This is a genomic window from Halococcus sp. AFM35 (assembly GCF_051195015.1).
GTDB lineage: Archaea > Halobacteriota > Halobacteria > Halobacteriales > Halococcaceae > Halococcus.
This window is the reverse complement of sequence record NZ_JBNTJU010000007.1, coordinates 15,908-34,905: the sequence shown is the minus strand read 5'-3', so window position 1 is coordinate 34,905 and position 18,998 is coordinate 15,908. Positions and strand designations below refer to the sequence as shown.

Sequence of the window (18,998 nt, the reverse complement as noted above, 5' to 3'; positions counted from 1 at the left end):
TGTGGCGGCGCGGTTGCGGGACGGCTGCCGTGGCGGTGCGGCTGCTGTGGCAGTACGGTTCCTGGCGGATGAAGGGCGAGCGCCGCAGGCGTGAGGGCTTCGGCGGTGCTGTGCGGGGCGGTCGCGGTAGCGCCAGCAGTTCTACCGCGAGCGAACGCAGTGAGCGAGCGGCCTTTTTTGGTCCAGATTTTTTGGCCGGGGTTGAGCGCGACCGAAGGGAACGCGATTCCCCGGTGAAAAAAGGTGGGGTCACTAGATATCGACCCAGTCGGCGTCGGTCGCGTGGCTCTTGATGAACTCCCGGCGGGGCTCGACGGCGTCGCCCATCAGGACGCTGAACATCTTGTCCGCGGCGGCGGCGTCCTCCAGAGTTATCTGCTTCAGAATCCGGTTTTCGGGGTTCATCGTCGTCTCCCAGAGCTGTTCGGGGTTCATCTCGCCCAGCCCTTTGAACCGCTGGACTTGGTCGGGCGTGCCGCCACACTGCCCTTCGACGATGCGGTCGCGTTCTGCCTCGGTCATCGCGTCGTAGGTCTCGCCACCGTTGCGGATGCGATACAGCGGCGGTTGGGCAGCGTAGACGTAGCCGGCCTCGATGAGCGGCGTGAGATGTCGATAGAGCAGGGTGAGATAGAGCGTCCGGATGTGAGCGCCGTCGACGTCGGCGTCGGTCATGATGATGATCTTGTGATAGCGCGCCTCCTCGATGTCGAACTCCTCGCCAACGCCCGCGCCGATGGCGGTGATGAGATTGCGAATCTTCTCGTTTTCAAGAATCCTGTCAAGCCTGTGTTTCTCGACGTTGAGCACCTTGCCGAACAGGGGGAGAATGGCCTGAAACTCGCGGTCGCGGCCCTGTTTGGCGCTGCCGCCGGCCGAGTCGCCCTCGACGATGAACAGTTCCGAGTCCTTCGGATCGCGGCTCTGGCAGTCAGCCAGTTTACCGGGAAGGGCGGTGGATTCGAGCGCCGACTTCCGGCGAGTGAGTTCTTCTGCCTTCTTCGCGGCGCGGCGGGCCTTCGCGGCCTCGACGGCCTTGCCGATGACCGCCTCGGCGGTGTCGGGATGCTCCTCGAAGTAGGTGCCGAGTTGCTCGTGAACGGCGCTCTCGACGATGCCGCGGACCTCGCTGTTGCCGAGTTTGGTCTTGGTCTGGCCCTCGAACTGCGGGTCGGGATGTTTGACCGAAATCACCGCCGTGAGTCCCTCGCGGATGTCGCTCCCTTTGAGGTTCTCGTCGTCGAGCGGTTGGAGGAGACCGTTCTCGCTGGCGTAGTCGTTGACGACCCGCGTCAGGGCGGTCTTGAACCCGGTGAGGTGGGTTCCGCCTTCACGGGTGCTGATGTTGTTGGCGAAGGCGTGAATCGACCCCTGAAGTTCGTCGGTGGCTTGCAGCGCCATCTCGACGGTGACCTCGCCGTCGTCGGCCGTTGCGGCGTCCTCGAAGTAGATGACGTCCTCGTGGAGGGCGCTTTTCGTCTCGTTGAGATAGACGACGAACTCGCGGATGCCGCCGTCGTAGCGGAATCGCTCGCGGGTGCCGTCACGCTCGTCGTCGAGTTCGATCTCGACGCCGGAGTTGAGGAAGGCAAGCTCGCGCAGGCGGTTGGCGAGCGTCGAGGCGTCGAACGTCGTGTCGGCGAAGACCGCCTCGTCGGGCCAGAATTGGAGCTTCGTGCCGGTCTCTTCTCCCTCGTGGAGGTCACGAACCCGCTCGATATCGCCTTCAGGTTCGCCGTGGTCGAATCGCTGGACCCACTTCGCCCCGTCGCGTTTCACCGTCACCTCGACCCACTTCGAGAGCGCGTTCACCACCGAGATGCCCACTCCGTGCAGGCCACCCGAGACCTGATAGGACTCCTTGTCGAACTTCCCGCCGGCGTGGAGCACCGTCATGATGACTTCGAGGGCGGACTTGCCGTCTCCGTGTTCGTCGACCGGGATTCCCCGGCCGTCGTCGGTCACGCTCACCGAGGGGTGCTCGCCGTCGTGAATCGTGACCGAAATCGAATCGCAGTGGCCGGCGAGCGCCTCGTCGATGGCGTTGTCGACGACCTCGTACACGAGATGATGGAGACCGCGAGCGTCCGTCGAGCCGATATACATCGCCGGCCGTTTGCGGACGGCCTGCAATCCTTCGAGAACCTGAATCTGTCCGGCTCCGTACTCGTCCTGGGGCATATAAGCTATCTATCGCTAGCGTTCCCGTCGGCATAAGTCTCCCGCACGCGCGCGTCAGACGAGTACCCGAGGTCGTGTGATTTCGTGCCAATCGCGGCCTGAAAGCCACGATTTCCGCTCCCCCTCAGCACAGTTGCAGTTCCACTTCCACCCTACTACCGTATTCGTTTTAACCATCGCTTGAATACCACGGGTAATGCCATCCCTCCAGTCGACGCTCGACGACGAGGGGGTCGCCGACGAGCTGGCGGCGGGCCAGCGCGCGATCTCCATCGCCGAGTTCTTCGAGAAGAACAAGCACATGCTCGGGTTCGACAGCGGTGCCCGAGGACTCGTGACAGCAGTCAAAGAGGCCGTCGACAACGCCCTCGACGCGACCGAGGAAGCCGGCCACCTCCCCGATATCTACGTCGAAATCGAGGAAGCGGGTGATTACTACCGACTGGTCGTCGAGGACAACGGTCCCGGCATCACTGCTGAAGAGCTCCCGAAAGTGTTCGGCAAACTGCTGTATGGCTCCCGATTCCACAAACGCGAGCAGGCTCGCGGCCAGCAGGGCATCGGCATCTCGGCGGCGGTACTCTACTCGCAACTCACCAGCGGCAAACCCGCGAAGATCACCAGCCGCACGCAGGGCGGTGAGGCGAAATACTTCGAACTCATCATCGACACCGATACGAACGAACCCGCGGTCTCGGTCGAGGAGTCGACCACGTGGGAGCGGACGCACGGCACGCGCATCGAACTGGAGATGGAGGCGAACATGCGCGCACGCTCACAGCTCAGGGACTACATCAAACACACTGCGGTCGTCAACCCCCACGCCCGTATCGAGTTGCGCGAGCCGAACGGCGAGTTCAAAGCCGAACGAGCGACCGACCAACTCCCCGAAGAGACCGAGGAAATCCGCCCGCACCCGCACGGCGTCGAACTCGGAGCGCTCCTCAAAATGCTCGAATCGACCGATTCGTACAGCATTTCCGGGTTTCTTCAGAACGAGTTCACCCGCGTCGGCCAGAAGACGGCGACGAACGTCATCGCGGCGTTCACCGACCGCCACTACGGCCGTGAGATGGCGTGGCGAGCGCCTCAACCCCACGAAACGGACATCGAGGAGGCGGTCGCGGAAGCGGTGGCGAACAAGGGCCGCGAAGCCACTGATGAGTTCGCCGGCCGCATTGCCGACGCCATCGCCGAGCGCGACCGTCTCGCCCACCACGAACTCGCTTCGCTCGTCGAACGCGCCGCCGAGGCGACGACGGAAGCGACAGGAACGACCTTCGGCGACACAGTACAGGAGAAGGCCATCGCCGCGGCGTGGGAGACGGTCCGCACCGACCGGACGGCGGACCTCTATGCGCTGGCCGAGGAGGCAACGAGCACGCGGAAGGACGACGGCGTCATCGAATCGTTCGCCGAGCGGCTGGCGGTGAAGTTCGACGGCGAGGGCCGAACGCGCGACCGACTGCGACGGGCAACGCTCGACGATTACGTCGACCGCGCCGCCGAGATGACTGCAGAGCGCGAGGAGGTTTCATTCGGCGAAACCGCCCGCGAGAACGTCGTTGACGCGCTCTGGGAGACGGCGCGCCCGGTGCCTGACGACCCGCCGAACGTCACGACCGTCGCCGGCGACCGCGACACCGCGAGCGCGCTGTTGGATGCAATGCGCGCGACCGACATCATCGCGCCGCCGACCGATTGTCTCTCGCCCATCACCGCTGACCTCGTGCGCTCGGGCCTCGAAAAGGAGTTCGACGCCGATTTCTACGCCTCCGCAACGCGAGATGCCGGCGTCCACGGCGGCGACCCGTTCATCGTCGAGGCGGGCATCGCTTATGGAGGGGAGCTCCCCGCGGAGGGAGGGGTCGAACTCCTCCGCTTTGCGAACCGCGTTCCGCTGGTCTATCAGCGCGGGGCGTGTGCCACGACTGATGTGCTGAAGGGAATCGGCTGGCGAAACTATGGGCTGGACCAGCCCGGCGGGTCGGGCATGCCGAACGGCCCCGCCGTCATCATGATTCACGTCGCCTCGACGAACGTGCCCTTCACCAGCGAGTCGAAGGACGCGGTCGCCAACGTTCCTGCAATCGAAGACGAGATCGAACTCGCCGTCCGCGAGGCCGCCCGCGAGCTGAAGAGCTACCTGAACAAGCGTCGCTCGATGCAACAGCGCCAAGAGAAACAGGACGTTCTCGGGTCGATTCTCCCGGAGATGGCCGACAAGCTCGCCGACGTGACCGAGCGCGACGAGTTGCAAATCGACGACTCGCTCGCGCGCATCATGAACAACGTCCTCGTCGAGCGCCACGTCGAGGATTCCCATGTGAAACTCATCGTCGAGAACAACTCGGGAACGAACGAATCGCCGGAGTTGACCGAAATCGTCGCCGCCGAACCCACGGCCGTCTCCGATGGCGCGCGGGTCGTCGAGATGGACGGCGAGTGGTTCATCAAGTGGTCGCCGGAGGTGAAAAGCGATGGCGACAAAGTATTGCAGTACGAACTCGCCGACGATAGCGACTTCGACCTCGACGTGGCGGGCATCGAGCAGGAAAAACTCACCGTGAACGCCGATTCCCAATGAGTACCGACAACCACACCGACCTCGACACGTCGGCGCGCGAGCGACTCATCGACCTCGCGGCCGACTTCTACGACCAGTTCGCGGGCGGCGAGATACCCGAAATGCAGCTCCCGACGCGGACGAAATCGAACATCGAATACGACGAGGACAGTAATGTATGGGTCTACGGCGACCGGACGAGTACGCGCAGCGCGAACTCGGTGCGGGGCGCGCGCAAGCTCCTGAAGGCCATCTACACCATCGACTTCCTCGCCGACCAGCTCGACGAGGACCGCTCGTCGACGCTGCGTGAACTCTACTATCTCTCCGAGAGCTGGGACAACGAGGAGGCGCAGTTTTCCGACCAGGACGAGTCGAACCAGCTCGTCGAGGACCTCGAAATCGTCTCGGAAGTCACCCGCGAGGACTTCCACATGCGCCCGGAGGAGTCGGGTGCGACACTGATGGGACCGCTCCACCTCCGCGAGCAGACCCGGAGAGGCGAGCGCGATATCCACTGTCAGAAGGACGTCGGCGAGGGCGGCTATCAGATTCCAAACAATCCCGACACCATCGAGTTCCTCGACCACGACGCCGAGTTCATCCTCTGTGTCGAGACCGGCGGGATGCGCGACAGGCTGGTCGAGAACGGCTTCGACGACGAGTACGGTACCATCGTCGTCCACCTCAAAGGTCAGCCCGCCCGTGCGACACGGCGCATCACCAAGCGTCTCCACGACGAACTCGACCTTCCAGTGGTAGTCTTCACTGACGGTGACCCGTGGTCCTATCGCATCTACGGCTCGGTGGCCTACGGCTCCATCAAATCGGCACATCTCTCCGACTATCTCGCCACGCCCGAAGCGCGATTCATCGGGATTCAGCCGACCGATATCGTCGAATACGACCTGCCGACCGACCCACTCGGCGACTCGGATATCAACGCCCTCGAAAGCGAACTCACCGACCCCCGCTTCCAGACGGAGTACTGGCGCGAACAGATCGAACTCCAACTAGACATCGGGAAGAAGGCCGAACAGCAGGCGCTCGCCTCGCGCGGGCTGGACTTCGTGACCGAGACCTATCTGCCCGAGCGACTGACCGCGATGGGCGTGCTGTAGTCACGGGGCGGGCGACACCGGACTCACCGTCAGCCGCGAGGTTAAAGGCGTTCGCTCGCACACGGCGATTCATGTCTGGCTCAGACCTCGCGGGGCGGGTCGAGGACGTGCTCACCGTCGACGGCGAGGACTTTCACGCCCGCGCCGAGGAAGAGGCAGAGGTGATAAAGCGCGAACTCGACGACGGCACCTTCGACAACCCACAGGCCATCATCGGTCTCGAATACGAGTTCTATGGCGTGGACCGCGAGTCGAGCGCGCTGGCGCGGGTGCCGCGCCGCCTGCTCGAATACATCGGCTTTGAGAAGGAACTCGGGCTGCACAACGCCGAGATGCGCACCAGCCCACAGCCGCTCAACCCCGACGGACTCGCCGCTCAGGAGGCCGAGGTGAACGCCCGGCTCCGGACCGCCCTCGACTGCGTGGCCTCGGCCGACCTCCGGCTGGTCAGCGACGGGATGTGGACCATCCCGCCCGAGGGCGAGCCGGCCCGGGAGTACCTCACCGGTTCGATCACCGACCGCGAGGTGCGTATCGCCTCGAACATGAGCGATTCCGTGCGCTATCACGCGATGGCCAACACCGCCGGTGCGGACGCCGTCGGGATGAACATCGGCGCGCCACACGTCTCGCTGTCGGCGGACACGGTGATGCCCGAGAGCCTCATCACCTCGATACAACCCCACTATCAGGTGGCCCACGCCGCGGACCTCCCCGAATACTTCACCTACGCGCTACGCATCGCCGGACCGCTGCTCGCACTCGGCGTCAACTCGCCGTTCTTCCCGCCGGACCTCTACGACGACGCCACCCCCGAAGAAATCCTGAATAATGGGTGGATGAGCCACCGCATCCACGTCTTCGAGGCGATACTCAATCCCGACGGCGGCATGGGCAAGGTCAGGTTCCCCCACGACCTCGATTCCACGGAACAAGCCGTCGACCGCATCGCGGCCGACGACACCATCGTGCCGATGCCAATCGAGGAGACGAGCCGCTTCGACGACGCCTTCGCCACCTTCCGGGTGAAACACGGCACCTACTGGCGCTGGGTGAGACCTGTGTTCGAGGGTGCGAGCAGGTCCTCGGCGAACGCCCGCATCGAGTTCCGCCCCATCGGCGGCCAGCCCACCGTCAGGGACGCCATCTCGTTTCAGGCGACCTTCGCCGGCCTGATGGAGAGCCTCACCCGCCGCGAACACCCGGTGGCGAGCCTCGACTGGCAGGACGCCCACGAGAACTTCTATGCGGCGATGCACAACGGTCTCGCCGCCGACCTCGTCTGGATTACCAACGACGGCCGTGAGACCCATTCGTACGACGACATCTATGCGGACATCTTCGCCCACGCGAAGGACGGCCTCGAATCGCGCGGCCTCTCCGAGAGCGAGGCCGCCAAATATCTCTGGCCGCTGCGCCAGCGCGCCCGCCGCAAGGTGACGCCCGCGCGCTGGAAGCGCCACGAAGTCAAAGACCGCCTCGACGACGGCGCGGAGTTCGCCGAGGCCGTCCACGGCATGCAGCGGGCGTACATCGACCGCCAGTCCGCAACCTTCATCGGCGACAGTAGCTTCGCCGACTGGCTCGCCGACTGACCCCGTGACGACCACCGGACGAACGTGAACGGCAGTCAGCGGACGACCGTGACCGGGACGGGCGAGCGCCGGACGACAGTCTCGGCGACGCTGCCGAGGACGACCCGCGAGACGCCGTCGCGGCCGTGGCTCCCCATGACGATGCCGTCGACGTCGTTCTCCTCGGCGACGGCCACGATGGCGCGGGCGGGTCGCCCGACGGTCGTCTCGGTTTCGACGGGACGGTCGCCGACGCGCTCGCGGGCGGTCTCGAAGAGACTCTCGGCGCGGCGTTCGGCGGCCGCGTACCACTCCTCGCCGTAGCCCACGTCGGCGACCTGCGCGCCGGTCCCGGCCCCCACGGGGTTGATGACGTGCAACAGGACGAACGCGGCCGTCGAGTGCTCGGCCGTGGCGTGGTCGAGCGCGTTCCAGGCCTGCTCGGAGCCGTCGATTGGAACGAGCACACGCTTGGCCATATGGACACATACCACACAGCGGCGGTTAAGCTCTCCGCCCGTCCTCTGAACATCGACGTTTTGGTCGCCCGGTGGCTATCGACGGTATGCTCCTGATTCGAGGGCGTGCCGGCGGCACTGGACTCACCGGCACGCTCTACGAGCGCGGGGAGAGTGCGCCCTCCTTCAGCGGCGCGCCCGACGAGGATGCACCCTATATCTGGGTCTGTGATTCCTTCTACGAGGTCGAGTCCGGTGGCCAGCGCCAGCAGATAGACGGCGCGACCGTGAACGTCGCCTTCGAGTCGCCTGTCGCCCACGGCTTCGAGACGCGCGAGCAGGCCGTCGCGGGCGCGAAAGAACACCTCCGCACGCAGTTCGCCCGCGTCGGCGTCGCCGAATCCGAGGTGGATATCGAGGTGCAAAAGGCCGACTCGACGGCCGAGCGAGCGACCGGCGAGTGCGAAGGGTAGTTACGCATCGCTGGCGAAAATCGGGGCATGCAGGCGGCACTCGTCGTGCTCGACGGCTGGGGACTCGGCGACCACGACCGGTTAGATGCAGTTCGAGAGGCCGACACGCCGACGATGGACGACCTCACCGAACGCGGCGCGAGCGGCACCCTCGATACCTCGGGGCGGGCGGTCGGTCTCCCGGCGGGTCAGATGGGCAACAGCGAGGTCGGCCACCTCACCATCGGCGCAGGGAGAGTTATCGACCAGAGCTATACCCGCATCATGCGGGCGGTCGAGAACGGCGAGCTTGCCGAGAACGAGGCCATCGAATCGGTGTTCGCCCACGCCGAGGAAAACGACGGGCGCGTGCATTTCATGGGACTGGTGAGCGACGGCGGCGTCCATTCCGACCAGCGCCATCTCCACGCGCTCGTCGAGGTCGCCGCCGACCGGGGCGTCGAGGCGGTCACACACGCCTTCACCGACGGGCGGGACACCCCTCCGAAAAGCGCCGTCGAGTACCTTGCGGACCTCGAATCGGTCGTCGAGCGGTGTGGAACGGGCGAGGTGGCCACCGTGTCGGGGCGCTACTACGCGATGGACAGGGACGAAAACTGGGAACGGACGAAACGTACCTACGACGCCATCGTCGGACACGAGGGCGAGCACACCGCCGCGACGGCCGTCGAAGCCGTCGAGGAATCATACGAGCGTGGCGACAGCGACGAGTTCGTCGAACCGACACTCATCGCGGGTGGGTCGGCGCTCGACGAGGGCGACAGCGTCCTCTTCTTCAATTTCCGCGCCGACCGCGCGCGCCAACTCGTCCGCATGCTTACCGGTACTCGCCCCGCATGGGGCGTCGAGACGACCCCACCCGACATCGAACTCGCAACGATGACCGAATACGACGAGACGTTCGACTTTTCGGTGGCGTTCGCCTCGCACGAACCCGAAAACACCCTCGGTGAGGTGCTCGCAGCCCACGGGAAGACCCAGCTTCGCATCGCCGAATCCGAGAAATACCCCCACGTGACGTACTTTCTCAACGGTGGCCGCGAAATCGAATTCGACGGCGAACATCGGGAAATCGTCGACAGTCCCGACGTGCCGACATACGACCACCAGCCCGCAATGAGCGCCGCGGCAGTGACGGATGTGGCCATCGAGACCATCGAATCCGAGGACCCGGACGTGCTGGTTTGCAACTACGCGAACGCGGACATGGTGGGGCACACGGGTGATTTCGCGGCGGCCGTCGCGGCGGTCGAAGCCGTCGATAGCCAGTTGGCGAGACTGGTCGAGACCTGTCGCGGGGCGGGTGGCGACGTGCTCGTGACCGCCGACCACGGCAACGCCGACGACATGGGAACGGAAGCGGACCCCGATACGACCCACACCACGAATCCGGTTCCAATCGTCTATCTCGCGGCCGACGACGATGGCGACGAACGGATTCGAGACGGTGGCGAGCTGTCGGACCTCGCGCCGACCGTCCTCGAACGCTGTGGCATCGACGTTCCCGACGCGATGACCGGCCGCTCGTTGCTGGAGTAATCAGCGCGCATCGTGGACGACCTCGCCATCGACGACCGTCATCGCCACATCGATGTCGGCGATGTCGGAGGTCTCCCACGGCGAGCCGTCGAGCACGACGAAATCGGCCTCCTTTCCGGGCTCGATGGTTCCCAATCGATCCTCGTCGAACCCTGCATAGGCCGCGCCCGACGTGTACGCACGGAGCGCCTCAGTGGTCGACAGTCGCTGGCGTTCGACTGGGGCGTTCACCGCCTCGTGAATTCCGAACAGCGGGTCGAGCGGCATGCAGTCGCTGCCGAAGGCGAGCCGGACGTCCGAATCGAGCAGCTCCCGGTAGGGGTTCGACCGCTTTCGGCGCTCGGTGCCGAGGCGAGTGTCGTACAGCCCGCCCTCGTCGGCCCATCTGAGGAAGTTCGGCTGGACCGACGCCACGACGTCCATCGCTGCGAGGTGCTCGATTGCCCCCTTGGAAGGGAGTTCGGCGTGTTCGATGCGATGGCGCATATCCGGGTCGAGGTCGGCGTACGCGTCGAGCACCGCGTCGATGGCCGCGTCACCGATTGCGTGGGCGCTCATCTGCAATCCTTCCTCATCGACGCGCGCGGCGAGGTCGTGGAGTTCGGCCGGCGGGACGACCCACTGGCCGGTTTCGTCGCCGTCGGCGTACGACTGGCCGAGTTTCGCCGTCCGGCCGCCGAAGCTCCCATCGGTGAAAGTCTTGATTCCGCCCGTGCGGACGAACTCGCTGCCGTGGCCGGTCGCCAGCCCCGCCTCCGCCACCGCATCGAGGTGGTCGGCCCAGTAGTTGATGCGCACGCGCAACGCGAGGTCACCATCCAGATCGAGGTCGCGATAGACCCGGGGGGCGTGTGACTGGCGAACCATGTCGTGAACGCCCGTGATACCCAGCTCGTGGGCGCGCTCTTGGGCAGCGAGTAGCAACTCGCGCGTCTCACTTCGGTCGGGTGCGATGGCGTCTCGAACCGGCCCGAGTGCATCCTCGACGATGACGCCTGTGGGGTCGCCGTTCTCGCATCGGACGTCCCCGTCGGGCATCCGCTCGCCGAGTCGGTCGAGGACGACGCTGTTGACGCCGGCGGTGTGCATGTCCTCGCGGAACGCCACGACTGGCCGGTCGGTACTCACACCGTCCAAATCCGCACGAGTGAGATAGCGTGAGTCGTCCCACTCGCTCTCGTCGTAGCCATACCCCAAAATCCACTCGTGGTCGGTGTCGTCAGCGCGAGCGGTGAGTCGTGAAATCGCTTCGGCGGGCGAATCGGCCCCGGCGAGGTCGGCGTGGACGAGGCGCTTGCCGACCGCGACCATGTGGGTGTGGGCGTCGATGAACCCCGGCAGGAGCACGCGACCGGCGAGGTCTACAGTCGTCGTATCGACGCCATCGAGGAAGTCGATTTCATAGGTTGAGTCCACGCGGGCGACCTCCCCGTCGCGCACCGCGAGTGCTTCGGCGGTCTCGTCGGGGTCGGCGAGGGAATGGACCTCCGCGTTCGTGAGCACGAGGTCGGCAGGCTCGGTCATGATTTCGCAAGGCACGGCGGGCGCGAAAACGCTTCGGGAGAGCGGAACTGGTTAGAGCCACCCCCGCCGAGGGGTGAGCCATGAGCGACGCCACGGACCTCGCCGAGCGCGTCCGCGCAGGCGACCTCGCGCTCCACGAACTCGAAGACCACGCCGACGCCGACACCGCCGCCGACGCACGACGTCGATTCGTCGAGGGCGAAACGGGCGCGACCCTCGACACGGTCGGCGAGTACGGCATCGACGCCGCCGACGCCGACCCGAACATCGAGAACATGATTGGCACGGTACAAATTCCGCTGGGCGTCGCCGGCCCGCTGCCGGTCGCTGGCGAGCGCGCGGAGGGCGAGGCGTACCTGCCGCTTGCCACCACCGAGGGCGCGCTCGTCGCCTCGGTCAATCGCGGCTGTGCGGTGATTCGAGCGGCCGACGGCGCGAATTCTAGGGTACTGAAACGCGCGATGACGCGCGCGCCGGTCTTCCGCGTGGCCGACGTGGTGGAGGCAGAGGCGGTCGTCGAGTGGGTGCGCGACAACCGCGACGCGCTCGCCGCGGCCGCCGAATCGACCACGAGCCACGGCGAACTCGTCGAGGTGACACCCTATGCCGTCGGCGATTCCGTCTTCCTCCGCTTTGGCTACGACACCAAGGACGCGATGGGGATGAACATGGCGACCATCGCCACCGGCGAGGCCTGCGAGGTCGTCGAAGACGAGACTGCCGCCGAACTCGTCGCGCTCTCGGGCAATCTCTGTACCGACAAGAAACCCGCCGCGATGAACGCCATCGAGGGGCGAGGCAGGAGCGTCACCGCCGACGTGCGGATTCCGAACGAGGTGGTCGAGGAGCGCCTGCACGCCACGCCCGACGCGATTGCCGAAATCAACACAAGAAAGAACCTCCTCGGCTCGGCCAAGGCCGGCAGTCTGGGCTTCAACGCACAGGCCGCGAACGTCGTCGCCGCTGCCTTCCTCGCCACCGGACAGGACGCCGCGCAGGTCGTCGAGGGAGCGAACGCCATCACGACCGTGGAGGTCCGCGAGAATGAGTTGTACGCGAGCGTCTCGCTTGCGAGTCTCGAAGTCGGAACAGTGGGCGGTGGCACGAAACTGCCCACTCAATCGGAAGCGCTCTCGATGCTCGGCCTGCGTGGCGGCGGCGACCCGCCCGGCGCGAACGCCGACCGTCTCGCCGAGGTCATCGCTGCGGGCGCGCTCGCGGGCGAACTCTCCCTGCTGGGTGCGCTCGCCTCTCGACATCTGTCGAGCGCACACGAAGAACTCGGTCGGTAGGTCGGGTCGCTACCGGTGCCGACATAAACCGCGAGCGAGAACACGACGTATGACAGACATCGAGCGCGTCGTCATCGACCCGGACATGGTCGTCACGGCACTTCAGCAGAAGTACGTCGAATCGATTCCCGGCGAGCCGGCGATTCGGGTCATGCCGGACGGCGAGGCGGAGATGATTATCTATGACGAGGGGTTCGAACAGCCAGAAACGGGCGTCTCGCTCAAACCCGAGCGGTTCGTCGGCGACCTCGACCTGCCCGACCCCGACGCGGAGTTGGACGACGAGGAAATCGAGAAACTCGCCGAGCGCCTCGGCTCGGAAGTCCGCCCGGAACTCGTTGAGGAAATCGACCTGAACGCCGACCGTGAGGGCGACGAACATGTGGTGCCGGTCGAATACCCCAAAAACGACCCGTAGCTACTCGTAGCGAAAGCGTCGATAGGGTCGACGCTGACCGCAGCGACGATGCAGGGGGTGGTCGTCTGGACCGACGAAAACCTCCGCTGCGGTCGTGGCTGAGCACTCGACCGACGAGGCGGTCGCGCTCGCCGAAACGGTCGAGTGATACTCAGAGCGAGCGATACCGGCCGCGGTGTTCGCTCACCTCACCCCGCCGAACGAGTTTTTCGAGTGTACGTTCGGTGAAATCCGCCGGAACGTCACGTTCGCGTGCGTAGGTGACGACGTCGTCTTCGGTCGGTGTATCGAGTTCGGTAAGTGCCTCACGAACGACGTCCATCCGGCTTTGGCTCCCGGTCGTGCGCTCGCCCGCCTCGCGCACGCGCTCGGCATCGAGACCCGCCCGTTCGAGATATTCGTCATCAGTCATCCCGCTCGCTTCGGCCCGGGATTCGAGTTCGGCGAACGAATCCAGTTCATCGGGTGCGTGCTCGCTTTGCCCTGTGAGCAGCGCGGTGCGCGCCTCGCGGGCAGCGTCTGCGGCGTCGGTCTCGGCGAACTTTTTGAGACTCTCGAAGCGATGGCGCGTTCGACAGGAGGGACAGGTCGTCGTCTCTGGATGGCCCTCGACGACCCAGAAGCTCCCGCAGTCGCCACAGCCGACCACCGCGTACATGGCTCATGTGGGGCTTGAATCCTGTTGAACCTTTAGGTGGCCACGGACGGTGGGTAATGCATGGAATCACTCGGCACCGACAGCGAATCGACCGAAGCCATCGAGGGCGTCCATCTCGCCATGCTGGCCGGCGGCGAGGCAATGAACGTCCAACGGTTCGAGATCGAACCCGGGGCCACTGTCCCGACACACAGCCATCCTCACGAACAGGCCGGCTATCTCGTCATGGGAACCCTGACATTCGTTCTCGATGACGAGGAGCGTGAACTCCGGACGGGCGATAGCTATGTGATTCCCGGTGGGGAGTCCCACGGCGTCGAAAACCGCGGCGAGGATATCGTCCGCGGCATCGACGTCTTCAGTCCGCCGCGGGAGAATCCCGACTGGGCGGAGTGATTTGTCGTCTGCTCCGGTGCCGGTGAATAAGCATCGTCGGGTATCGCCGTGGCGAGGGTATCGTCGCCTTCGTATGGATACCCGTCGACGCTAACCCGTCGTGTTTCGTTCGTGGTGACGGCGTACGTTGCCACGTACTCGAAACCTGATGGCTGTACTGGTCGATTCACGTCGGCGATGTCACCACGACACTGGAGGCGAACGCGAAATCTTTCGTCAGTACCGCGGCGTCGTTGGACGCTGGCTGCGGCACAACGCGTTCGAACCTCGTCGTGCTTGTCGAGAGAGAACCCGCGCGAGCCGAGGACGTGGTTCCGAAGCACCTGCTCTTCGTATGCCACAGCATGTGAACTCGCCATCGTTCGGTTCAACTCGACCGGTCGCTCTGGAGCGAACGGATCCCGTTCGACGGCGATGTCCGCATCGTACGGGGAGTTGGGAACCACGACCGAGATCACCACAGCTGCGAAGACGAAGGCAACGAGAACGACGAGAACGCTTCGCGGCTCAACCGCGCCGTGGGCCGAACGTCCCGTCACGACCGATTATCGACGACCGCCGAAATAAATTTTGCGTGGTATTCAGGCGTTGTCTTCGATGCTGTCGACGACGACATCGGCGAACTCGCTGGTGGCGAGTTTCTCGCCGCCCTCGATCTGTCTGTGGATGTCGTAGGTGACTTTCTTCGATGAGATGGCGTCCTCGACGCCGTCGTAGATCAGGTCGGCGGCGTCGCTCCAACCGAGCTGGTCGAGCATGATGCGTCCCGAGAGAATCATCGCCGTGGGGTTCACCTTGTCCTGACCGGCGTATTTCGGTGCGCTGCCGTGGACGGGTTCGGCGAGGAGGCGGCCGTCGCCGATGTTCGCGCCGGGGGCGATTCCCAACCCACCGATCTGTGCGCCAGCGGCATCCGAGAGGTAGTCCCCATTCAGATTCGGCATGGCGAGGACGCTGTACTCGTCGGTGCGGGTGAGGATCTGCTGGAGCATGTTGTCGGCGATGCGGTCGTTGACCACCACGTCGGCGTCGGGTGCTTCGCCGTCGCGCTCGTCCCAGAGGGTGTCCTCGGTGATGACGTTGTCGTCGTACTCCTCGCGGGCGACCTCGTAACCCCAGTCACGGAAGGTACCCTCGGTGAACTTCATGATGTTGCCCTTGTGGACCAAGGTGACGGACTCGCGGTCGTTTGCGAGCGCGTAGTCGATGGCCTGGCGGACCAGTCGTTTCGTGCCGAACTCCGAGATGGGTTTGATGCCGATGCCCACAGGTCCATCGTGAATCGACTCGGTGAAGCCCATCTCCTCCTCGACGAACTCCCTGACTCGCTCTGCCTCGTCGCTGCCGGCCTCCCACTCGATGCCCGCATAGACGTCCTCGGTGTTCTCCCGGAAGTTCACCATGTCCATCGCGTCGGGGTCCTTGACCGGTGAGGGTACTCCCTCGATGTGGTAGGTCGGCCGCATGTTCGTATAGAGGTCGAGCCGTTTGCGCAGTGCGACGTTGAGGCTGCGATAGCCCGCGCCGACGGGGGTCGTCAGCGGTCCCTTGATGCCGACTTTGAACTCACGCAGCGCGTCGAGGGTGTCGTCGGGCAGGTTTTCGTCGTACTGCTCGCGGGCGGATTCGCCGGCGTAGATCCGCATCCAGTGAATCTCCTTTCCCACTGCTTCGGCGGCCGCACCGAGGACCCGCTGGGCGGCCGGAGCGACATCGACACCGATACCGTCGCCGTGGATGATGGGGACGATTGGGTCGTCCGGGACGGCGAGTTCGCCGTTGTCGCTGGTTATTTGCTCACCCGCACTCGGAACTTCGACCCGTTCATAAGACATACCCGAAGTTCACCCGGCCGCGCTAAAAGGCCTGTCTTTCGCAAACGACCAGTGACGGAGCCGTTCGGGAGGGTTATGCCGATTGCTGTCGCAGCACCGCCATGCAGCTCATCGTTCACGGCGGTGCGGGCGACGAGCCGGACCACCCCGGAAAACGACAGGCAGTCCTCGACGAAGCCGCCGCGAGCGGCGCGGACGCGGCGACGCCCGTCGAAGCGGTCGTCAATGCAATCGATGTCCTCGAATCCGACCGGCGATTCAACGCCGGCGTCGGCGGGGCGATTCAATCGGATGGAATCGTCAGAACCGACGCCGGGATGATGACCGACGAGCGCAGGGTGGGCGCGGCCTGTTCGATGCCCGGCGTCCGCCACGCCGTCGGCGTCGCTCGCCACGTCATGGCAGACACGCCGCACGTCCTCGTTTCGGGCGAGCACGCCGTCGCGCTCGCCGAGGGGTTCGGTATCGAACGAGAGGACCTCACGACTGAACGGACGCGCGAACGGTTCGGGGATGCCGACCCGCCCGAAACGACGAATGTCCACGAGCGCATCGAGTGGGTTCGCGAGCACTTTTCGGGGGCGGATACGGTCGGTGCGGTCGCGGTCGAGGAGGGGAGCGTCGCGGCCGCGACCTCGACCGGCGGGCGGTGGTACGCCCTCGCCGGGCGGGTCGGCGACGTACCACAAGTCGGCTGTGGGTTCTACGCATCACCCGCTGGCGGTGCGAGCGCGACCGGTGCCGGCGAGGACATCGCCCGTTCGACGCTCGCCCGCGAGGCGGTGCGACGGCTCGAAGACGGCGAGGGACCCACCGAGGCCGCAGAAAACGTCCTCGAAGCGTTCGAGGAGCAGACCGCCTCAACGGCTGGCATCATCGTTCTCGACGAATCAGGACGGGCGGGCAGCGCGTACAACTCGGCGGCGATGCAGACGAGTGGAGGAAACACGACGCTCGGTTGAGTCTCCTCTGCCGGAATACGACCCTTGAGCGCTCACACTCACTATCGCGCGCATCACGCGCTGGATGGTCGACCGCGCGTCGAATGACTGGAGGACTCGATTCGGTAGCGCCGTGCGGTGGTTTCCCGATAGTACGTCCCCTCGATGTAGAGTCCTTCAGCCGCTCATCGCTGTCGTCATATTTCCGGCGGTGGTCTCGTTGAGCTGTATCGTTCCGTTCTCAAGCATGGTTCCATTCCCGAGGTTCGTTCCATTGTCGGTGACGACGCTTCCGTTAGGAAGTAGTGACCCAACAGTACCGAGGGGAGTGCCGCCACTTCCGATGATGGGACCGGTGTTAGTGCCGCGAACACCCGCGCTTGCGTTCGTCTCCGTGGTTTGATTGCCCACCATCGTTGTGCCCTGCATGCCTCCAATCATTGTCGTCTCCTGCATGCCATCGGCCATTGTCGTCTCCTGCATCTCGGCAGCATCACCGGCAGTCGTCATCTGCATATCGCTGTCAGTCGTCTGCGCCCCTCCGGCGGTTCCAGTGCCGTTATCGCCACCATTACCACCACCGGAGCAACCGGCGAACAGTAGCATGAGGCTGACGAGCGCCACCATAGCTGTGCGTCTCGATGGAACCAACCTTGACCGGCTCAGTTTGAATATCATTCTTCTACATCCCGTCCAATATGTCCGGGGTCTTCAATCCCACTGTGCAAATTGTAACATTTTCTCCCACCGTACAGGCCGATAGGACCTATTCATCGTCGCATCACCGAGATTGGCGTCCGTCGTTCGATTGCTTGCGCTGTCGTTCGACACGCCGAAGCTCCCATTTTCGTGGCCGTTTCGGCGTATCATATCGTTTTGTTCGTTATTAAAAAAGAAAAAAGGAAGAAAGTATGAGACGCATCACTACCGCTCGATCCGTGTTCCACCAGACCGAGTGGGAGTCCGTAGTCGCAAGCGCTTTGCACTATCCGCCTAACGCTCCCTATGAGCGACGTGGACCTCTCCGAGGAGCAGTACGAGAACTGTCGTGAGGCGGGCGAAATCCTCGCACAGGTGCGCGAGGAGACCGCCGAGCGCGTCGAGGTCGGTGCGAGCCATCTGGAGATAGCCGAATGGGCCGAACAGCGCACGCGGGAGCTGGGCGGCGAGCCGGCCTTCCCCGTCAATATCTCTATCGACGAGGAGGCCGCCCACGCCACGCCGAGCATCGACGACGAGACCACCTTCGGCGAGGAGATGGTGAACCTCGACATCGGCGTCCACGTCGACGGCTGGCTGGCCGATACCGCCATCACCGTCGACCTTTCGGACACCCCGGACCTCGCCGAAGCGCCCGAAGCAGCGCTGGATGCCGCACTCGAACTCGTCGAGGCGGGCGTCAGCACGGGCGATATCGGCGCGCGCATCGAAGAGGTCATCGACGACTACGGTTACAACCCGGTGGTGAATCTCACCGGTCACGGGCTGGCACGCTGGGAGCAGCACACCCCGCCAAACATCCCGAATCGCGCGGTGAGTCAGAGCGTCGAACTCGAAGCCGGTGATGTCGTGGCTATCGAGCCGTTCGCAACCGATGGCAGCGGCAAGGTCGGCGAGGGCAACGAGACCGAAATCTTCGCGCTCGAAAACGAGCGCTCGGTCAGAAACCGTGACGCGCGCGAAGCGCTCGACCAGATAACCGAGCAGTTCCGCACGCTGCCCTTCGCTACCCGCTGGCTCGATGTCGACAGGCCGGAGATGGCGCTGCGCCGGCTCGAACGCCAGAACGTCGTTCACAGCTACCCCGTACTCAAGGAGGACGCGGGAAATCTCGTCAGCCAGAAAGAACACACCGTCATCGTCACCGAAAATGGGTGTGAAGTGACGACCCAGCGCTGAGAGGGCGGTTGTGGCCGGCGGCCGCCGGCGGTGTGGTTGCGGTGGTTGGCGGTCGCGGTCCCTCGGCGGATGAAGGGCGAACGACCGGAGGGGAGTGAGGGCTTCTGCGGTGCGGTGTTGTGC

The 18,998-nt window shown here is 64.7% G+C and carries 16 protein-coding genes; 10 read left to right on the top strand and 6 right to left on the bottom strand.

Going from position 1 to position 18,998, the window contains the following annotated elements:
• Nucleotides 1-252: 252 nt before the first annotated feature.
• Nucleotides 253-2,181, bottom strand: a complete 1,929-nt coding sequence (gyrB, locus tag ACQUQO_RS07365; protein ID WP_435077326.1) for a DNA topoisomerase (ATP-hydrolyzing) subunit B — start codon at nt 2,179-2,181, stop codon at nt 253-255.
• A gap of 196 nt (nt 2,182-2,377) precedes the next feature.
• On the opposite strand from gyrB, the gene ACQUQO_RS07360 reads away from it, so the two are divergent.
• The 3 genes from ACQUQO_RS07360 to ACQUQO_RS07350 all read left to right on the top strand — a co-directional run bounded on the left by ACQUQO_RS07360 (nt 2,378) and on the right by ACQUQO_RS07350 (nt 7,463).
• Nucleotides 2,378-4,768, top strand: coding sequence for a DNA topoisomerase VI subunit B (locus tag ACQUQO_RS07360; RefSeq protein ID WP_435077325.1), 2,391 nt, complete (start codon nt 2,378-2,380; stop codon nt 4,766-4,768).
• Complete coding sequence (locus ACQUQO_RS07355) at nt 4,765-5,868, top strand: DNA topoisomerase IV subunit A (protein ID WP_435077324.1); 1,104 nt, start codon at nt 4,765-4,767, stop codon at nt 5,866-5,868. The genes ACQUQO_RS07360 and ACQUQO_RS07355 overlap by 4 nt, the downstream gene beginning before the upstream one ends.
• Nucleotides 5,869-5,939: 71 nt before the next feature.
• On the top strand, nt 5,940-7,463 hold the full coding sequence (locus ACQUQO_RS07350) for a hypothetical protein (protein WP_435077323.1): 1,524 nt from the start codon (nt 5,940-5,942) through the stop codon (nt 7,461-7,463).
• Nucleotides 7,464-7,498: 35 nt separating this feature from the next.
• Here the strand turns inward: ACQUQO_RS07350 and ACQUQO_RS07345 are convergent, their stop codons facing one another.
• Entirely contained in the window at nt 7,499-7,921 is a 423-nt protein-coding gene (locus tag ACQUQO_RS07345; protein WP_435077322.1) for a universal stress protein, read from the bottom strand.
• Nucleotides 7,922-8,007: 86 nt separating this feature from the next.
• Here ACQUQO_RS07345 and ACQUQO_RS07340 point away from each other — a divergent pair, with 86 nt between their 5' ends.
• Both ACQUQO_RS07340 and gpmI read left to right on the top strand, forming a co-directional pair.
• The gene (locus ACQUQO_RS07340) at nt 8,008-8,373 is read left to right on the top strand and encodes a DUF7113 family protein (RefSeq protein WP_435077466.1); all 366 of its coding nucleotides are present in this window, start codon (nt 8,008-8,010) and stop codon (nt 8,371-8,373) included.
• Between the two features lie 27 nt (nt 8,374-8,400).
• Nucleotides 8,401-9,912 carry a 2,3-bisphosphoglycerate-independent phosphoglycerate mutase gene (gene gpmI, locus ACQUQO_RS07335; protein WP_435077321.1) on the top strand — a complete coding sequence of 504 codons (1,512 nt, stop codon included), beginning with the start codon at nt 8,401-8,403 and terminating at the stop codon, nt 9,910-9,912.
• On the opposite strand, the gene ACQUQO_RS07330 is transcribed toward gpmI, so the two are convergent.
• Entirely contained in the window at nt 9,913-11,436 is a 1,524-nt protein-coding gene (locus ACQUQO_RS07330) for an amidohydrolase (RefSeq protein WP_435077320.1), read from the bottom strand.
• An 80-nt stretch (nt 11,437-11,516) separates the two neighbouring features.
• Between ACQUQO_RS07330 and hmgA the strand changes: the two genes are divergently transcribed.
• Nucleotides 11,517-12,728 carry a hydroxymethylglutaryl-CoA reductase (NADPH) gene (gene hmgA / locus ACQUQO_RS07325; RefSeq protein WP_435077319.1) on the top strand — a complete coding sequence of 404 codons (1,212 nt, stop codon included), beginning with the start codon at nt 11,517-11,519 and terminating at the stop codon, nt 12,726-12,728.
• A gap of 49 nt (nt 12,729-12,777) precedes the next feature.
• A complete protein-coding gene (locus ACQUQO_RS07320) occupies nt 12,778-13,146 on the top strand; it encodes a hypothetical protein (RefSeq protein ID WP_435077318.1) in 369 nt (122 codons plus the stop codon).
• Between the two features lie 151 nt (nt 13,147-13,297).
• Here the strand turns inward: ACQUQO_RS07320 and ACQUQO_RS07315 are convergent, their stop codons facing one another.
• Nucleotides 13,298-13,804: a DUF5817 domain-containing protein gene (locus ACQUQO_RS07315; RefSeq protein WP_435077317.1), complete on the bottom strand. Its 507-nt coding sequence runs from the start codon at nt 13,802-13,804 to the stop codon at nt 13,298-13,300.
• Nucleotides 13,805-13,864: 60 nt separating this feature from the next.
• Here ACQUQO_RS07315 and ACQUQO_RS07310 point away from each other — a divergent pair, with 60 nt between their 5' ends.
• Nucleotides 13,865-14,200, top strand: coding sequence for a cupin domain-containing protein (locus tag ACQUQO_RS07310; protein WP_435077316.1), 336 nt, complete (start codon nt 13,865-13,867; stop codon nt 14,198-14,200).
• Nucleotides 14,201-14,781: 581 nt separating this feature from the next.
• Here ACQUQO_RS07310 and icd read toward each other — a convergent pair.
• Nucleotides 14,782-16,035 carry an isocitrate dehydrogenase (NADP(+)) gene (icd, locus tag ACQUQO_RS07305; protein ID WP_435077315.1) on the bottom strand — a complete coding sequence of 418 codons (1,254 nt, stop codon included), beginning with the start codon at nt 16,033-16,035 and terminating at the stop codon, nt 14,782-14,784.
• A gap of 101 nt (nt 16,036-16,136) precedes the next feature.
• On the opposite strand from icd, the gene ACQUQO_RS07300 reads away from it, so the two are divergent.
• Nucleotides 16,137-16,997 (top strand): isoaspartyl peptidase/L-asparaginase, encoded by an 861-nt coding sequence (locus tag ACQUQO_RS07300; RefSeq protein ID WP_435077314.1) that lies wholly within the window; start codon nt 16,137-16,139, stop codon nt 16,995-16,997.
• Nucleotides 16,998-17,153: 156 nt separating this feature from the next.
• Here the strand turns inward: ACQUQO_RS07300 and ACQUQO_RS07295 are convergent, their stop codons facing one another.
• Nucleotides 17,154-17,603, bottom strand: a complete 450-nt coding sequence (locus tag ACQUQO_RS07295) for a hypothetical protein (protein ID WP_435077313.1) — start codon at nt 17,601-17,603, stop codon at nt 17,154-17,156.
• A gap of 378 nt (nt 17,604-17,981) precedes the next feature.
• Between ACQUQO_RS07295 and map the strand changes: the two genes are divergently transcribed.
• Complete coding sequence (gene map, locus ACQUQO_RS07290; protein WP_435077312.1) at nt 17,982-18,875, top strand: type II methionyl aminopeptidase; 894 nt, start codon at nt 17,982-17,984, stop codon at nt 18,873-18,875.
• The last annotated feature ends 123 nt before the right edge of the window (nt 18,876-18,998 follow it).

What these genes read in the sequence shown, in the direction of transcription:
- ACQUQO_RS07345 (WP_435077322.1), bottom strand. Translation starts at nt 7,921, where the DNA reads ATGGCCAAGCGTGTGCTCGTTCCAATCGACGGCTCCGAGCAGGCCTGG.
- icd (WP_435077315.1), bottom strand. Translation starts at nt 16,035, where the DNA reads ATGTCTTATGAACGGGTCGAAGTTCCGAGTGCGGGTGAGCAAATAACC.
- ACQUQO_RS07340 (WP_435077466.1), top strand. Translation starts at nt 8,008, where the DNA reads ATGCTCCTGATTCGAGGGCGTGCCGGCGGCACTGGACTCACCGGCACG.
- ACQUQO_RS07310 (WP_435077316.1), top strand. Translation starts at nt 13,865, where the DNA reads ATGGAATCACTCGGCACCGACAGCGAATCGACCGAAGCCATCGAGGGC.
- ACQUQO_RS07300 (WP_435077314.1), top strand. Translation starts at nt 16,137, where the DNA reads ATGCAGCTCATCGTTCACGGCGGTGCGGGCGACGAGCCGGACCACCCC.
- ACQUQO_RS07350 (WP_435077323.1), top strand. Translation starts at nt 5,940, where the DNA reads ATGTCTGGCTCAGACCTCGCGGGGCGGGTCGAGGACGTGCTCACCGTC.
- ACQUQO_RS07330 (WP_435077320.1), bottom strand. Translation starts at nt 11,436, where the DNA reads ATGACCGAGCCTGCCGACCTCGTGCTCACGAACGCGGAGGTCCATTCC.
- ACQUQO_RS07355 (WP_435077324.1), top strand. Translation starts at nt 4,765, where the DNA reads ATGAGTACCGACAACCACACCGACCTCGACACGTCGGCGCGCGAGCGA.
- gpmI (WP_435077321.1), top strand. Translation starts at nt 8,401, where the DNA reads ATGCAGGCGGCACTCGTCGTGCTCGACGGCTGGGGACTCGGCGACCAC.
- ACQUQO_RS07315 (WP_435077317.1), bottom strand. Translation starts at nt 13,804, where the DNA reads ATGTACGCGGTGGTCGGCTGTGGCGACTGCGGGAGCTTCTGGGTCGTC.
- hmgA (WP_435077319.1), top strand. Translation starts at nt 11,517, where the DNA reads ATGAGCGACGCCACGGACCTCGCCGAGCGCGTCCGCGCAGGCGACCTC.
- ACQUQO_RS07320 (WP_435077318.1), top strand. Translation starts at nt 12,778, where the DNA reads ATGACAGACATCGAGCGCGTCGTCATCGACCCGGACATGGTCGTCACG.
- map (WP_435077312.1), top strand. Translation starts at nt 17,982, where the DNA reads ATGAGCGACGTGGACCTCTCCGAGGAGCAGTACGAGAACTGTCGTGAG.
- ACQUQO_RS07295 (WP_435077313.1), bottom strand. Translation starts at nt 17,603, where the DNA reads ATGGTGGCGCTCGTCAGCCTCATGCTACTGTTCGCCGGTTGCTCCGGT.
- ACQUQO_RS07360 (WP_435077325.1), top strand. Translation starts at nt 2,378, where the DNA reads ATGCCATCCCTCCAGTCGACGCTCGACGACGAGGGGGTCGCCGACGAG.
- gyrB (WP_435077326.1), bottom strand. Translation starts at nt 2,181, where the DNA reads ATGCCCCAGGACGAGTACGGAGCCGGACAGATTCAGGTTCTCGAAGGA.